Source organism: Pseudomonas sp. P1_C12 (genome assembly GCF_056406435.1).
This window is the reverse complement of sequence record NZ_JBFUAE010000006.1, coordinates 161365-177350: the sequence shown is the minus strand read 5'-3', so window position 1 is coordinate 177350 and position 15986 is coordinate 161365. Positions and strand designations below refer to the sequence as shown.

Here is a 15986-nt window from a genome sequence, read left to right as displayed (position 1 = left end):
CGTCATCCCACCTTCAGGGTGCTGACTGGCGAGCTTTATACCGATGTTTATCGACACTTTATCACCCAATGTTCACAATTCAGTCCAAGGGCCGGCCGTAGAATGAGTGTCGGAGCATTTTATTTTTTTGATGTTGTACTCATTGCCGAGGGCATTCCGTTAATCGATCTGAATCGGTTGCACTAGTGTGACCGCTATCGAGAGCTCCATCTGCTCCAATATATATACGGGTCGTTGGCCACTTAGGACTTATCCTTACGCAATGACTTTTCCCTGAGACAGTCCAGTCGAACTGCATAAAGAAATTATCATCTTTAAAAATATGGCCAGGACCTCCTGTAGATTGGCCAGGGGAGATTCGCCCTCGAAATATATCGTGCTGAGTATTTAGAACAAAACTCAACTTCCCGACCCCCGCCTCTGAGAAATAGACTTTCACCCTCGGCACGGAGACATACCAGACAAAATACATCAGAAGCAATATTGCTAGCGGTCTACCCTTAAACAAAAGCAGCACCATTTACTTGCATTTGTGCCCCCCCCAACCCGGAGTAAATCGCTAGCATTTCGTTAATCAAACCAATACCGACTTTTAATCTTGACGCATGTTAGGGCTTCACCAAATCCCATTGACACTCTTTCAGCCTATCCACATCTGCACCACTCCCTTTGCGCATATCAATGTTGCCGTCGGCGTCGAGAAAAATATGCATGTTGGGCCACTTCGGTGTGATGCTGATGCAGTGCCAACGCCCGTTCTCGGCTGCCCAAGAAAACTCCATGAAAAATTCGGTATCCGGAAATAGATATCCGTGGTCGCTGGTGGCACCTCCTGGGGACATCCGCCCCCTGTATATCCGGTCTTGAACGTTCCAGGTGTACCGCAATCCGCGCTCGGCATCCTTGGAATAATTGACGGTTGCACTGGGTAGAACATAAACATTCCAGAGGGCCATCAACTGCAGTACCAGCAGTGGCAGCAGCAGTGGTAAAAACGGAATCCATAGCCACCGTAAGTAACGAGATCGGGGGTTATTTACAGACGTGGACACGGACTCCATCTCCCCAGTTCTCTGGTGGAACTGCCAACACCTTATTCATGATCATCTGCGCTGTTATCCCGCCTTCAGGGTGCTGATTGGCGAGCTTTATACCGATGCTTATCGACACTCTATCAGCTACATCATCCCATGATCGCAATTCAGTCCAAGGGCTAGCTGTAGGACGAGGGCCAAGGAGCTCTCTATCCTCTTTGGGCGTTGTTCGTAACTCTTCGGCTTTGCGCAGGGTATCTGAGGCGATTTGCTCGGCCCCTGCTCCGTCTAGCAGTAAGCTTTCTGAAAGTCCACCTATGATTCCGACATAACCGTAGTGGATGTTCGACCAAATGTCGTAGTAGTAGAGATACTTCCCTTGCTTGTGTCGTACCCCGGGAAACAGCTCCCGAAGCTTCGGCTTGTGATCCCACTCCATGTTTTGACCCACTTGTTTAGTCCAGATCGCCATCGCCTCTAGCTTATTCATCAATGCAATTCCGTTGAAATTCGGTGGTCCCGCCAGTCTGGCGTACCAGGGTAACGCCCGAAATTTCCTGGCTTCCGCGCTGCTGTCGTAGCTCATCAGCTCTTTCATTTTCAACACGGACGGATGCTTGATGTTCCTATTCATCTCACCTGCGATGTAGCTGGCAAGCTCTTCCATCTGGTCTGGATGGTTACAGGCTTCGCTTCCACCAAGGTCGCCGGGTGGTGCAGAGATTTTATCTGCCAGCTTCAGATCAACCACATTAGGCTTGGCTGTAAAGCTGTTTTCAGCCGGAGCCGCCGATGAGCCCGCAGCCCTGGTGGCCGGCTGTGCAGGGCTTGCGTTGCTTTGATACGTGGCCGTCATTACGGAGGGGATCAGTCGAGCTTTACAGGGGCAATTGCTGTAACTGTCCAGCGTACCAGCCATGGGTTTTCCATGACTGATCATGTACGAAATGCCACCGACGATCCGATACGTCTTCCCGTCTTTTCCACAGGTGACCCGATCACCATCGCAGGCGTGGGCAACGCCATACATCATGATCCGGGTGTCACCATCCAGAACTTTGCCACCACAGGTGGTTCGGTCATTCAGACCGATGAAATGTCCTTCTTTCATTGAATTTCTTCTCCGTTACTTCCGGCCGAGTCCAGAAAGTTTTCGACCATCAGCTGCGTGAGCATTTAAGCAACGCAGCACTGAGACAGCCTTGGGCAGCGCCAGACTTCGTCACTCAGTCCGCGACCGATGACAAAAAATCCTCGCCCATCGACACACCTTCGCGCGCAATAAACACGTAGCCGCCTTGCGGTGTATTGATGATTTCGTCGCCATTGCTGAGCATGCTGCCGACCAGCGCCACATCATTGTTGTCTTGCCCTGCGCCGGTGATGATTTGCGCTGTACTGCCATCGGCATACAGGACGTAGTCGCCTGTTCGCGCTACGCGCACCGACCGTCCATTTTCCAACTTGAACTCCAGCGGCCCTGTCCCTTGCTGGATCACCCCGCCGTTACGGGTCTGGCTGCCCTCGGTTGCGCACCGGAAGATGGCGATAGCAGGATGAGTGTCGATGTAAGCCTGCTGTTGACGCACAACCACTTGGGCGTGCTCATGGAATTGCGCAATTTGCTGCTCAGTGAAGTGTGGATTGTCCAGACTGCGCAGATACTCTGGGGAAACATCGTTGGTATACAAAGGTTGCAAGGGTGCATTCATTTCAAAATCCTTATCCTTGGTAGGGTGTTCAGAAATAATGCGGCGGACGCTAACAGCGGCGCGACTCTCACGGCAGGGTCAAAAGAATGATTCAGAAATTTCGCCAAAAGAAACGATCCTTTTCCTACAGGATTGTTTCTAAAGCGTATTTATTGCGGAGCGCCCAAACAAAAACGCCCCGACCAAAGTCGGGGCGCTTCATGTGCCGCTAAAGGCTTAGCGCGGGAAGGCTGGCGGGTTTACACCGGCCATGTCTTCCATCACGCGAACCACCTGGCAGCTGTAACCGAACTCGTTGTCGTACCAAACGTACAGAACAACGCGGTTATCCTGGGTGATGGTCGCTTCCGCGTCCACTACGCCTGCGTGGCGCGAGCCAACGAAGTCGGTGGAAACCACTTCCTGGGAGCTCACGTAGTCGATCTGCTTGTGCAGATCCGAGTGCATGGCCATCTGGCGCAGGTACTCGTTGATCTCTTCGCGAGTGGTGGCCTTTTCCAGGTTCAGGTTCAGGATGGCCATCGACACGTTCGGCGTAGGAACGCGAATCGCGTTGCCGGTCAGCTTGCCCTTGAGCACTGGCAGCGCCTTGGCGGCTGCGGTGGCGGCACCGGTCTCGGTGATAACCATGTTCAGCGGCGCGGCGCGGCCACGACGGCTGCCCTTGTGGAAGTTGTCGATCAGGTTCTGGTCGTTGGTGAACGAGTGAACGGTTTCGACGTGGCCGTTGATGATGCCGTACTTGTCGTTGACTGCCTTGAGCACCGGCACGATGGCGTTGGTGGTGCAGGAAGCCGCCGAGATGATCTTGTCGTCAGGGCTGATATCGCCATGGTTGATGCCGTGCACGATGTTCTTCAGCGCGCCCTTGCCAGGTGCGGTGAGGATCACGCGGGCAGCGCCCGGGCAGGCCAGGTGCTGGCCCAGACCGTCAGCGTCACGCCATACACCGGTGTTGTCGACGATCAGAGCGTTTTCGATGCCGTACTGGGTGTAGTCGACTTCGGCCGGGCTCTTGGCGTAGATCACCTGGATCAGGTTGCCGTTGGCGGTGATGGTGTTGTTGGCTTCATCGATGGTGATGGTGCCATCGAACGGGCCATGGACCGAGTCGCGGCGCAGCAGGCTGGCACGCTTGACCAGGTCGTTCTCGGCGCCCTTGCGGACAACGATGGCGCGCAGGCGCAGGCCGTCGCCACCACCGGTTTTCTCGATCAGGATGCGCGCCAGCAGACGGCCGATACGACCGAAGCCGTAGAGGACAACGTCGGTGCCTTTGCGGGCGGATACGTTTTGCTGGCCAACCACGTCAGCCAGTTCTTCACGGACGAACTGCTCGGCAGTACGGCCATTGCCTTCGGCCTTGAATTTGGCCGCCAGCTTGCCCAGGTCCACCGAAGCGGCGCCGAGCTTGAGCTCGCTCATCGCCTTGATCAGCGGGAATGTTTCGTGGACGGACAGCTCGCTTTCGTCGGACTGACGGTGACGAGCAAAGCGGTGAGCTTTGAGAATCGCAATGACTGAACGATTGATCAGGCTGCGGCCATAGATCGAGCTCACCACGTTGTTATTGCGGTAGAGCTGACCGATAAGCGGAATCATCGCTTCTGCGAGTGCTTCACGGTCGATCCATTCACCAAGACACTGGTCGGGCTTCTGAGTCACGGGAACCTTCCACATGTAGGGGCAGAAAAAAGGGGCTACATTATGCCGCCGAGTGACCGCCGTAGCAATGCGCGCCCGTCGTGCTTTACGTAACAAATCGTCGTTCAAAAAACTTACGCATCGCGCCAGCCCAATAAAACCGGGGCTTGCAGCGCAGTCAATTTTTTGGAGGTCACGCCTCGTTATCCGTAACCCTCCGTAACACTCGTTGTTTTTGCCACTACATATTCAGTAATTTCTGGCAAAAAACCGCCGAATTTTGTCTTTACCACTACATTTCACCAAACCCGTGCTTTAGACGCAGTCAGCAACTGACAGGCGGCATCGTAGACCGCTACAATTACCGACTTTGTCGCAACGCTTGGAGCTCAACCTTCCGTGCCCGTTCTGCGTCTACCGCTTCTCCCTGCCGCGGCAGGTAAACAGCACTGGGGCAACCTGCCCGGTGCCGCCCTGAGCCTGGCCATTGCCGAGGCCGCCAGCGCTGCCAAGCGCTTTACCCTGCTGCTGACCGCCGACAGCCAAAGTGCCGAACGGCTGGAACAGGAGCTGGGTTTCTTCGCCCCGGATTTGCCCGTATTGCACTTTCCCGACTGGGAAACCCTGCCCTACGACCTGTTCTCGCCGCACCAGGACATCATTTCCCAGCGCATCGCCAGCCTGTACCGGCTGCCGGAGCTGAGCCATGGCGTGCTCGTGGTGCCGATCACGACCGCCCTGCATCGCCTCGCGCCGACCAGATTCCTGCTCGGCAGCAGCCTGGTGCTGGATATCGGCCAGAAACTCGACGTCGAGCAAATGCGCACCCGCCTCGAGGCCACCGGCTATCGCTACGTCGATACCGTGTACGAGCATGGCGAGTTCACCGTTCGCGGTTCGCTGATCGATCTGTTCCCGATGGGCAGCAAGCTGCCGTATCGCATCGATCTGTTCGACGACGAAATCGAAACCCTGCGCACCTTCGACCCGGAGAACCAGCGCTCCATCGACAAGGTCGACTCGGTCAAGCTGTTGCCGGCCAAGGAGTTTCCGCTACAGAAAGAAGCGGTCACCCGCTTCAAGGCGCGGTTTCGCGAGCGTTTTGACGTCGACTTCCGCCGCTGCCCGATCTTTCAGGACCTGAGCAGCGGGATTACCCCGGCCGGTATCGAGTACTACCTGCCGCTGTTCTTCGAAGAAACCTCGACCCTGTTCGATTACTTGCCCCAGGACACGCAAGTGTTCTCGCTGCCCGGTATCGAACAGGCCGCGGAAAACTTCTGGAACGACGTGCGCAATCGTTATGAAGAACGCCGCGTCGACCCGTCCCGTCCTTTATTACCACCCGTCGAACTGTTCCTGCCGGTGGAAGACTGCTTCGCGCGCCTGAAGAACTGGCCGCGCGTGGTGGCCAGTCAACAGGACGTGGAAAGCGGTAGCGGTCGCGAGCGCTTCCCCGCTCGGGAGCTGCCGAACCTGGCCATCGAAGCCAAGGCCACCCAACCGTTGGCGGCACTGGCCGAGTTCCTCGACCAGTTCCCCGGTCGCGTGCTGTTTACCGCCGAATCCGCAGGCCGCCGCGAAGTGTTGCTGGAGCTGCTGGAACGTCTGAAGCTGCGACCGAAAACCGTCGACAGCTGGCCGGACTTTGTCGCTGGCAAGGATCGCATGGCGATCACCATCGCCCCGCTCGACGAAGGCTTGCTGCTCGACGCCCCGGCCCTGGCCCTCGTCGCGGAAAGCCCGCTGTTCGGCCAGCGCGTGATGCAGCGCCGTCGCCGCGAAAAGCGCGCCGATGCCAACAACGATGCCGTGATCAAGAACCTCACCGAGCTGCGTGAAGGTGCGCCGGTGGTGCACATCGACCACGGTGTCGGTCGCTACCTGGGCCTGGCAACCCTGGAAATCGATAGCCAGACCGCCGAGTTCCTCGCCCTGGAGTACGCCGAAGGCGCCAAGCTTTACGTGCCGGTGGCCAACCTGCACCTGATCGCCCGCTACACCGGCAGCGACGACGCCCTGGCCCCGCTGCACCGCCTCGGTTCCGAGACCTGGCAGAAAGCCAAGCGCAAAGCCGCCGAACAGGTGCGTGACGTGGCCGCCGAGTTGCTCGACATCTATGCCCGCCGCGCCGCCCGCGAAGGCTACGCTTTCGCCGATCCGAAAGCCGACTACGCCACCTTCAGCGCCGGCTTCCCGTTCGAAGAAACCCCGGACCAGCAAACCACCATCGAAGCGGTGCGCGAAGACATGCTCGCGCCCAAGCCAATGGATCGCCTGGTGTGCGGCGACGTCGGCTTCGGCAAGACCGAAGTGGCGATGCGCGCCGCGTTCATTGCCGTGCATGGCGGTCGCCAGGTGGCGATCCTGGTGCCGACCACCCTGCTCGCCCAGCAGCATTACAACAGCTTCCGCGACCGCTTCGCCGACTGGCCGGTGACTGTGGAAGTGATGAGCCGCTTCAAGTCGGCCAAGGAAGTGAATGCGGCGGTCGCGGACCTGGCCGAAGGCAAGATCGACATCGTCATCGGCACGCACAAGTTGCTGCAGGACGACGTGAAGATCAAAAACCTCGGCCTGGTGATTATCGACGAAGAACACCGTTTCGGCGTACGCCAGAAAGAACAGCTCAAGGCGCTGCGCAGTGAAGTCGACATCCTGACCCTGACCGCTACGCCGATTCCGCGCACGCTCAACATGGCGGTGTCGGGCATGCGCGATCTGTCGATCATCGCCACGCCGCCGGCTCGTCGTCTGTCGGTACGCACCTTCGTCATGGAGCAGAACAAGAGCACGGTCAAAGAGGCCTTGCTGCGTGAGTTGCTGCGTGGCGGCCAGGTCTACTACCTGCACAACGACGTGAAGACCATCGAGAAATGCGCCGCCGACCTCGCCGAACTGGTACCGGAAGCACGGATCGCTATCGGTCATGGGCAGATGCGCGAACGCGATCTCGAACAGGTGATGAGCGACTTCTACCACAAGCGCTTCAACGTGCTGATCGCCTCGACCATCATCGAGACCGGCATCGACGTGCCGAGCGCCAACACCATCATCATCGAGCGTGCCGACAAGTTCGGCCTGGCACAGTTGCACCAGTTGCGCGGCCGGGTCGGACGCAGCCACCACCAGGCCTACGCCTACCTGCTGACGCCGCCACGCCAGCAAATCACCCCGGACGCGGAAAAGCGCCTGGAAGCGATTGCCAACACCCAGGACCTCGGCGCGGGCTTCGTGCTCGCCACCAACGACCTGGAAATCCGTGGCGCTGGCGAACTGCTCGGCGACGGCCAGAGCGGGCAGATCCAGGCCGTCGGCTTCACGCTGTACATGGAAATGCTCGAGCGCGCAGTAAAGTCGATCCGCAAGGGCGAGCAGCCGAACCTCGACCAACCGCTCGGCGGTGGTCCGGAAGTCAACTTGCGCGTGCCGGCGTTGATTCCCGAGGACTACCTGCCGGACGTTCACGCCCGCCTGATTCTCTACAAGCGCATCGCCTCGGCCACCGATGAGGACGGCCTCAAGGATTTGCAGGTGGAGATGATTGACCGTTTCGGCCTGTTGCCGGAACCGACCAAGAACCTGATCCGCATCACTGCATTGAAATTGCAGGCCGAGCAACTGGGCATCAAGAAAGTCGATGGCGGCCCCCAAGGCGGTCGCGTCGAGTTCGCCGCACAGACGCCGGTCGACCCGCTGACCCTGATCAAACTGATCCAGAGCCAGCCAAAACGCTACAAATTCGAAGGCGCCACGATGTTCAAGTTCATGGTTCCGATGGAGCGCCCGGAAGAGCGCTTTAATACTGTAGAGGCGCTGTTCGAGCGCCTCGTTCCGAAAACTGCTTGAAGGACGCCGCATGCGCCTGTTTCGCTCACTGACCTTGCTGACCCTGTTGATGCCAGCACTGGTTGCACCCACGGCATTTGCCGATGACCTGTATCAGGTCGAAATGATTCTGGTCCGTCAAAACGCCGTGCCGGCGATTGTCAGCCGCGCCGCACCGGAAGACTGGGCCGCTGGCGCCCAACCCGTCAGCCCCGACAGCCTGCGTACACCAAGCCTGAATGGCGAGGTGGATAAACTCACCAGCAGCGCCGACTACACGGTGTTGCTGCACAAGGCCTGGCAACAGACTCTCGGCGAAAACGCCAGCAAAGTGGCGATCAGCGACGGCAAGGAACAATATGGTCAGTTCCCGATCGAGGGCACGCTGAACATGACGCTGGGACGCTTTACCGACGTCGACGCCGATTTCTGGGTCAATCAGATCGATGCCAATGGCATGGTGACCGCCAGCGAGCGCCTGAAACAGGAAAGCCACACCAAAAACGGCCAGTTGAACTTCCTCGACAACGGCCACCTCGGCCTGCTGATCAAGATCACCTCGCTGACCGCTCCCGCACCCCGAGCAGCTCCCGAAGAAATTCCGGACTGATTCCCTATGTCCGCGACCCTGAGCAAACCCCTGGCACCATCCTGGGTCAGCCGATTCAAGGAACAGAGCCTGGAGCGTGGTCGCCGTTACGCGCTGGAGAATCGTGTCAGGATCGTCGAGGCCGGCGACGCCACGATCATTGCCGCCTGCGAAGGCTCTGGCAGTAACGTTTACCGTCAGACCATTCGCCTGCGCGAGTCAGCCAAGGGCACGCTGCTGATGGTCGACGCCACCTGCTCCTGCCCGGTCCACATCAACTGCAAACATTGCGCAGCGGTGCTCCTGCAAGTGCAGGAAACCCTCGACTACCCCGCTGCCGCCAAAGACGCCGAACTTCTGGAAAAACTCCAGGCAGTCCTGGAAAACCGCAGCCCGAAAGCCCCGCCGCAAGTGCTGGTGGACAATGTGCAGCCCGTCCCGCGCCTGTGGCTGGCCAGCATCGAGTTCAGCGCGTTCGAACCGCGCAACGGCCGAATGCAGCGGTACATTCAGCATCGGGCGGCGCTGTCTTTCAGCTACCTGGACGAGTACGTGTCCGGGCAGAGAAACTCCGACATCCTGATTCGTCAGGAAACCCAGACGCTGCGGATAAAACGCCACCCGGAAGTGGAACAGTCCTACCGGGAACAGCTGCGAATCCTCGGTTTCAAAGTCGCCACCCGGCAAAGCAAGGCCTTGCCGGAAAGTGCCGGCGAGCTGTTCGAGATGGTCAATGACAGCGCCTGGCTGACCTTTACCCTCAATGAACTGCCGAAGTTGCGCACCCAGGGCTGGGAATTGCAGATCGACGAGGACTTCGGTTTCGACCTGACGGCGGTAGACGACTGGTACGCCACGGTCGAACAGGCACCGGAGCGCGACTGGTTCGACCTGGAACTGGGGATCATCGTCAACGGCGAACGCCTGAGCCTGTTGCCGATCCTGCTCAACCTGATGCGCTCCCACACCGAAATCCTCAACCCGGAACGCCTGGCCCGACGCCGCGACGACGAGCTGATCCTGGTCAACATCCCCAATCGCCCGAACTCCGAGTACGGCCCGCTGCAAGTCGCCCTGCCCTTCGGCCGCTTGAAGCCGGTGCTGGCCACCCTCGGCGAGTTCTACCTGCAGGAGCCCGGCGACACCACGCTGCGCCTGAGCAAGGCCGATGCCACGCGCCTGAACCCGCTGGAAGACATGCCACTACTGTGGGAGGGTGGCGAACAGATCCGCACCCTTGCCCAGCGGCTGCGCGACATCAAGGACCACACGGCCGCCGCCCCGGACGGCCTGAATGCGACGCTGCGTCCGTATCAGCTCGAAGGCTTGAGCTGGATGCAGTCGCTGCGACAACTGGAAGTGGGTGGAATTCTCGCGGACGACATGGGCCTGGGCAAAACCCTGCAGACACTGGCGCATGTTCTGAGCGAGAAAAACGCCGGCCGCCTCGATCGGCCGTGCATGGTCGTAATGCCGACCAGCCTGATTCCCAACTGGCTCGACGAAGCGGCGCACTTTACGCCGCAGCTCAAGGTACTGGCGCTATACGGTGCCAGCCGCAAAAAGCACTTCGACAAGCTGGCTGACTACGATCTGATCCTGACCACCTATGCGCTGCTGCCCAAGGATGTCGAACGCCTGGCGGCGCAGCCCTTGCACATACTGGTGCTGGACGAAGCGCAATACATCAAGAACCCGAGCAGCAAGGCCGCCCAGGCTGCCCGTGAGCTCAATGCCCGGCAACGCCTGTGCCTGAGCGGCACGCCGCTGGAAAACCATCTGGGCGAGCTGTGGTCGCTGTTTCACTTCCTCTTGCCCGGCTGGTTGGGCGACGTCAAAAGCTTCAACCGCGATTACCGCGTGCCGATTGAAAAACGCACCAGCGAGGTCAGGCTCCAGCACCTCAACGGCCGGATCAAACCTTTCCTGCTGCGCCGCACCAAGGAACAGGTGGCCACCGAGTTGCCGCCGAAAACCGAGATCATCCACTGGGTCGAACTCAACGAGGCCCAACGCGACGTGTACGAAACCATGCGCCTGGCCATGGACAAGAAAGTCCGCGACGAGATCACCCGCAAAGGCGTGGCCCGCAGCCAGATCATCATTCTCGAAGCGCTGCTGAAACTGCGCCAGGTGTGCTGCGATTTGCGCCTGGTCAACGAGGCGACCCTGCCAAGCCGTGGCAGCACGTCAGGCAAGCTCGACAGCCTGATGGAAATGCTCGAGGAATTGTTCGAAGAAGGTCGACGGATCCTCCTGTTCTCGCAGTTCACTTCAATGCTGTCGCTGATCGAAGACGAACTGAACAAACGCGGCGTGGCCTACGCCCTGCTGACCGGCCAGACCCGCGACCGCCGCACGCCAGTGAAGGAATTCCAGAGCGGCAAACGTCAGATATTTCTGATCAGCCTGAAAGCCGGTGGCGTTGGCCTGAACCTGACCGAAGCGGACACGGTGATTCATTACGATCCGTGGTGGAACCCGGCGACGGAAAACCAGGCGACTGACCGGGCGTATCGCATCGGCCAGGAGAAGCCGGTGTTCGTTTATAAACTGATTGCGCGCGGCACGGTGGAAGAAAAGATTCAGCACCTGCAAAAGGAAAAATCCGACCTCGCGGCCGGCGTGCTGGATGGGCGCAAGGCCGGGGACTGGAAACTGCAGGGCGATGATATCGAAGCGCTGTTTGCGCCGCTGCCGGAAAACCTCGAAAAACGCTGAGATTTGCGGCGCCTGAACCGGCCTCTTCGCTGGCAAGCCAGCTCCCACAGGTTCAGTGGCGTTCGTAGAATTTGTATTCGACGCGACACTGTAGGAGCTGGCTTGCCAGCGAAGGAAGCCACTCGGTGTCGAGTGAACTCAGCCCTTGAGCACCCGCGCCAATGTCGATTTCACCTTGCCCATGCCGTCATGCAACGCCTGCTCGATTTCGGCCATGGTGATCACCGCCGTCGACTTGCCCGCCGCCGGGTTCACCACCAGCGCCAGACAGGCGTAATCCAGTTCCAGTTCCCGGGCCAGGGCGGCCTCCGGCATACCGGTCATGCCGACGATGTCGCAGCCATCGCGCTCCAGCCGGGCGATTTCAGCCACTGTCTCCAGGCGCGGCCCTTGAGTGCACGCATACACGCCATGACTGCTGTAGCCCACACCTTCCGCCGCCAATGCCGCGATCAGTTGCTGGCGCAACGGTTCGCTGTAGGGGTAGCTGAAGTCGATATGGGTGACGTGTTCCAGGTCATCGGCAAAGTAGGTGTGCTCACGACCGCTGGTGTAGTCGATCAACTGATGCGGCACGCAGAAGTGCCCGGTGCCCATGGCGGAATGAATTCCACCCACGGCATTGACTGCGAGAATCGCTTGCGCCCCTGCCTGCTTCAGCGCCCAGAGGTTGGCGCGGTAGTTGACCTGATGCGGCGGAAAACGATGGGGATGACCGTGACGGGCGAGGAACAGCACTTCCTTGCCGGCATACTCGCCGATCTGAATGTCGGCCGAAGGTGCACCATAAGGCGTGTCCACTGCCAGTGACTGGCGAATGCTCAGGCCTTCGAGTTGAGTCAGGCCAGTACCACCGATAATCGCGTAAACCGTCATAACGAACAGTCCTTAATCAATCAATTGAGCTTCTTTGAGCGCGCCGACAGCGGCCAGCCAGCGCGGGTCCTGACGGTATTCGGTGCTGGCGAACGACTGGCCGCGCATCCGCGCAATGCGCTCGGAAGGCTTGACCTTCAGGCGTTGCGCAGCGCTCAGGGCCAGTTCGGCGGCCGCTCGATCGTTGCACACCAGGCCCATGTCGCAACCGGCAGTCAGCGCCGCTTCGATACGGCTGGCGGCATCGCCGACCACGTGGGCGCCCGCCATGGACAGGTCGTCACTGAAGATCACCCCGTCGAACTGCAACTCGCCACGCAGGATGTCCTGCAACCAGCGGCGGGAGAAACCGGCGGGCTGGGTATCGACTTGTGGATAAATAACGTGGGCCGGCATGACCGCGGCCAGCTGCTTGCTCAATTTGGCAAACGGCACCAGGTCGTTGGCACGGATCTCGTCGAGGCTGCGCTCATCATTCGGGATCGCGACGTGGGAATCCGCTTCCGCCCAGCCGTGACCGGGGAAATGCTTGCCGGTGGCCGCCATGCCTGCGCTGTTCATCCCGCGGATGAATGCACCGGCCAATTGAGCGGCGCGCTCCGGGTTACCCTCGAACGAACGGGTACCCACCACCGCACTGCGCTGGTAATCGAGGTCGAGCACCGGGGCGAAGCTCAGGTCCAGGCCGACGGCCAGCACTTCGGTCGCCATGATCCAGCCGCACTGCTCGGCCAGGTACTCGGCGTTCGGGTTGTCGGCGATGGCGCGCATGGCGGGCAAGCGCACGAAACCCTGGCGCAGGCGCTGCACACGACCGCCCTCCTGGTCCACAGCCAGCAACAAGTCGGGACGGACGGCTCTGATCGCCGCACTCAATTCACGCACCTGGCGTGGGTGCTCGATGTTACGGGCAAAGATGATCAGGCCGCCCACTTCGGGCTGGCGCAACAATTGGCGATCTTCAGCCGTCAGCCAGGTACCGGCGACGTCCACCATCAACGAGCCTTGCAAGCCAGCAGTCATAAAAATTCCTTGATAACAGAAAACCCGGCCCACACGAATTCGCCGCCGGGCGCTGTGCCCGGCAGGTCGGCGATATCAATGGAAAACGGGTTCAGAACGAGAGTCGGCATGGGCGGCTAGCTTAGCGGATGTCGGCTGCCGCGCCCACCCGTGTGCGGTTAAACCTTGGCGGCAACCGGTGTCGATTTGCTGCGTGGACGCAACTGGGCAGTGGCCATGGCCGCGTCAGTCACACCGGATTCGGCACGCATGCCCGCGGCCAGGAATGGCACCATCAGACGCATGACCTGCTCGATCGAGGTATTCACGCCGAAGTCGGTTTCAGCAATCGCCCGCAAGGCCTTGATACCGGACATGCTGAACGCCGCAGCACCCAACATGAAGTGCACGCGCCAGAACAGTTCGATGGGCGGAATACGCGGTGCCGCGTCGTTGACCAGTATCATGTAGCGGCGGAACACCTTGCCGTACATGTCTTCCAGATAACGACGCAAGTGCCCCTGGCTCTGACTGAACGCCAGTCCCAGCAAACGCATGAAGATAGACAGGTCGTTGCCACTGCGCGGCTGCACCACCAGAGCCTGCTCGACGAGGATTTCCAGCAACTCTTCGAGTGTCGGCCTGATTTCAGGTTTGGCCTGGCGCCGCTCCAGCTCTTTATCGAGACTGATGCAGAACGGCCCGAGGAACCGCGAGAAAACCGCCTGGATCAACGCCTTCTTCGAACCGAAGTGATAGTTCACCGCCGCCAGGTTGACACCGGCCTTGCTGGTGATCAGGCGCAACGAGGTTTCGGCGAAACCTTTTTCCGCGAACAACTGCTCGGCAGCATCGAGAATGCGTTCAACGGTTTCCGACTGGGCCATGGCTACTCCGCCTGACAAACACTTGTTTGAAACATACGTTTCAGCCTGCGCCTTGTCAAGCCTGGCAGTTCGTTTCGGGAATGGTCGGTCAGACATTTAACCACACAACAGCGAAGCTTCAATCCACTGCCTGATTGACCGTCCGGCGGCCATTAAAAAAAGGAGCATTGCCAAGACCGGCTCACTGTATATAATCCCAGTCACTGTATAAAAAAACAGAGCGATCAATATGCTAAAGCTGACGCCACGCCAAGCCGAGATTCTGGCCTTCATCAAACGCTGCCTGGAAGACAACGGTTATCCACCTACCCGCGCGGAAATCGCTCAGGAACTGGGTTTCAAATCACCCAACGCGGCGGAAGAACACCTCAAGGCACTGGCCCGCAAGGGTGCAATCGAGATGACGCCTGGCGCCTCCCGTGGCATTCGCATCCCCGGCTTCGAAGCCAAGGCCGACGATTCCACCCTGCCGATCATTGGCCGGGTCGCAGCCGGCGCCCCGATTCTTGCGCAGCAACACATCGAAGAGTCCTGCAACATCAATCCCGCCTTCTTCCATCCGCGCGCCGACTACCTGCTGCGCGTCCATGGGATGAGCATGAAGGATATCGGCATTTTCGACGGTGACCTGCTGGCGGTCCACACCACCCGCGAAGCCCGTAACGGCCAGATCGTGGTGGCGCGAATCGGCGACGAAGTGACCGTCAAGCGCTTCAAGCGTGACGGCAGCAAAGTCTGGCTGATCGCCGAGAACCCCGAGTTCGCCCCGATTGAAGTGAACCTTCAAGACCAGGAACTGGTGATCGAAGGCTTGAGTGTCGGCGTCATTCGCCGCTAAAGGAGGCACCATGCAGTTCCCACAGCCATCACCACAGCAAACCCAACTGCCGTTGTTCGAAGCGTTCATGGCGCAGCCATTGGCGCCGATTCTGAAAGACGTAGTCGAGTCCCCCTGGAGCGCCGAACCTGACGTTTTCAGCGAGCTGTCACTGCGTGGTGCAACCGGGAACTGCCTGAGCCTGCTGGCACCGATCCTCAGGGAATTGAGCCAGGACCAGGATGCACGCTGGCTGACACTGATCGCGCCACCCGCCAGCCTGACTCAAGCCTGGTTGCGAGATGCCGGCCTCAACCGCGAGCGCATTCTGTTGCTGCAACCGCGGGGCACCCAGAGCGCCCAGCAACTGACCTGCGAAGCGCTGCGTCTGGGTCGCAGCCACACGGTGGTCAGCTGGATCAACCCGTTGAGCCCGCAATCGCGGCAACAACTGATCAGCGCCGCCCGCACCGGGGACGCTCAGAGCCTGAATATTCGACTGGGCTGACTGACAGACAAAACGTGTGCTTCACCGCGCGAGGCTTCTCCAGAGACAGAGAAGCCGATGGGTAGCGATATCAAGAAAAACGACAGACGGGGATCAATGAAGAACCCGCGACCCCTCTTCCTTTTCGAATTCGCCTTCAACCAGGCGACCCGCCATCTGAACACCCACGCTCAACATCGCCTTGGCGACTTCCACGTGCTGTCCTTGCAGGAACGCTTTGGCGTCCTCGGAGAAATCCAAAGTAACCAGAGAACCCTCGTCCTCGGCCCTGCGCAGCTCGATACGGCCGTCTGGTAACTCGACAATTTCTAGAAAGGACGTTGGCATAAAGGACTGTTCTCCACGAAAGGCGGGGATTATATAGGCAT

13 protein-coding genes are annotated in these 15986 nt (G+C 59.3%); 5 read left to right on the top strand and 8 right to left on the bottom strand.

What is annotated here, in order from left to right; translation table 11 throughout:
- Positions 1-608: 608 nt before the first annotated feature.
- The 4 genes from AC1D19_RS13030 to AC1D19_RS13015 all read right to left on the bottom strand — a co-directional run bounded on the left by AC1D19_RS13030 (position 609) and on the right by AC1D19_RS13015 (position 4426).
- Positions 609-1052, bottom strand: coding sequence for a hypothetical protein (locus tag AC1D19_RS13030; RefSeq protein WP_477756679.1), 444 nt, complete (start codon positions 1050-1052; stop codon positions 609-611).
- Positions 1033-2145: a polymorphic toxin type 44 domain-containing protein gene (locus tag AC1D19_RS13025; RefSeq protein ID WP_477759925.1), complete on the bottom strand. Its 1113-nt coding sequence runs from the start codon at positions 2143-2145 to the stop codon at positions 1033-1035. The genes AC1D19_RS13030 and AC1D19_RS13025 overlap by 20 nt, the downstream gene beginning before the upstream one ends.
- Before the next feature lie 115 nt (positions 2146-2260).
- Positions 2261-2746, bottom strand: a complete 486-nt coding sequence (locus tag AC1D19_RS13020; protein ID WP_477759924.1) for a hypothetical protein — start codon at positions 2744-2746, stop codon at positions 2261-2263.
- 216 nt (positions 2747-2962) lie between these two features.
- Positions 2963-4426: a glyceraldehyde-3-phosphate dehydrogenase gene (locus AC1D19_RS13015; protein ID WP_477756617.1), complete on the bottom strand. Its 1464-nt coding sequence runs from the start codon at positions 4424-4426 to the stop codon at positions 2963-2965.
- 363 nt (positions 4427-4789) lie between these two features.
- Here AC1D19_RS13015 and mfd point away from each other — a divergent pair, with 363 nt between their 5' ends.
- Genes mfd through AC1D19_RS13000 form a run of 3 tightly spaced genes read left to right on the top strand, consistent with a single transcriptional unit; the run spans position 4790 to position 11528 of the window.
- Positions 4790-8239, top strand: coding sequence for a transcription-repair coupling factor (gene mfd / locus AC1D19_RS13010; RefSeq protein ID WP_477763441.1), 3450 nt, complete (start codon positions 4790-4792; stop codon positions 8237-8239).
- 10 nt (positions 8240-8249) lie between these two features.
- Entirely contained in the window at positions 8250-8828 is a 579-nt protein-coding gene (locus tag AC1D19_RS13005; protein WP_477763440.1) for a CsiV family protein, read from the top strand.
- A 6-nt stretch (positions 8829-8834) separates the two neighbouring features.
- Positions 8835-11528: an SNF2-related protein gene (locus tag AC1D19_RS13000; RefSeq protein WP_477763439.1), complete on the top strand. Its 2694-nt coding sequence runs from the start codon at positions 8835-8837 to the stop codon at positions 11526-11528.
- 138 nt (positions 11529-11666) lie between these two features.
- On the opposite strand, the gene AC1D19_RS12995 is transcribed toward AC1D19_RS13000, so the two are convergent.
- From AC1D19_RS12995 to AC1D19_RS12985, 3 genes are all read right to left on the bottom strand, one after another.
- A complete protein-coding gene (locus AC1D19_RS12995; RefSeq protein ID WP_477763438.1) occupies positions 11667-12404 on the bottom strand; it encodes an S-methyl-5'-thioinosine phosphorylase in 738 nt (245 codons plus the stop codon).
- A gap of 12 nt (positions 12405-12416) precedes the next feature.
- Complete coding sequence (gene nagZ, locus AC1D19_RS12990; protein WP_477759921.1) at positions 12417-13427, bottom strand: beta-N-acetylhexosaminidase; 1011 nt, start codon at positions 13425-13427, stop codon at positions 12417-12419.
- 158 nt (positions 13428-13585) lie between these two features.
- Positions 13586-14293, bottom strand: a complete 708-nt coding sequence (locus tag AC1D19_RS12985; protein ID WP_477763437.1) for a TetR/AcrR family transcriptional regulator — start codon at positions 14291-14293, stop codon at positions 13586-13588.
- A gap of 229 nt (positions 14294-14522) precedes the next feature.
- Here AC1D19_RS12985 and lexA point away from each other — a divergent pair, with 229 nt between their 5' ends.
- Positions 14523-15131 carry a transcriptional repressor LexA gene (lexA, locus tag AC1D19_RS12980; RefSeq protein ID WP_007995278.1) on the top strand — a complete coding sequence of 203 codons (609 nt, stop codon included), beginning with the start codon at positions 14523-14525 and terminating at the stop codon, positions 15129-15131.
- Between the two features lie 10 nt (positions 15132-15141).
- On the top strand, positions 15142-15618 hold the full coding sequence (gene sulA, locus AC1D19_RS12975) for an SOS-induced cell division inhibitor SulA (protein ID WP_477755311.1): 477 nt from the start codon (positions 15142-15144) through the stop codon (positions 15616-15618).
- A gap of 93 nt (positions 15619-15711) precedes the next feature.
- On the opposite strand, the gene AC1D19_RS12970 is transcribed toward sulA, so the two are convergent.
- On the bottom strand, positions 15712-15945 hold the full coding sequence (locus AC1D19_RS12970; protein WP_223442005.1) for a hypothetical protein: 234 nt from the start codon (positions 15943-15945) through the stop codon (positions 15712-15714).
- Between the last annotated feature and the right edge of the window lie 41 nt (positions 15946-15986).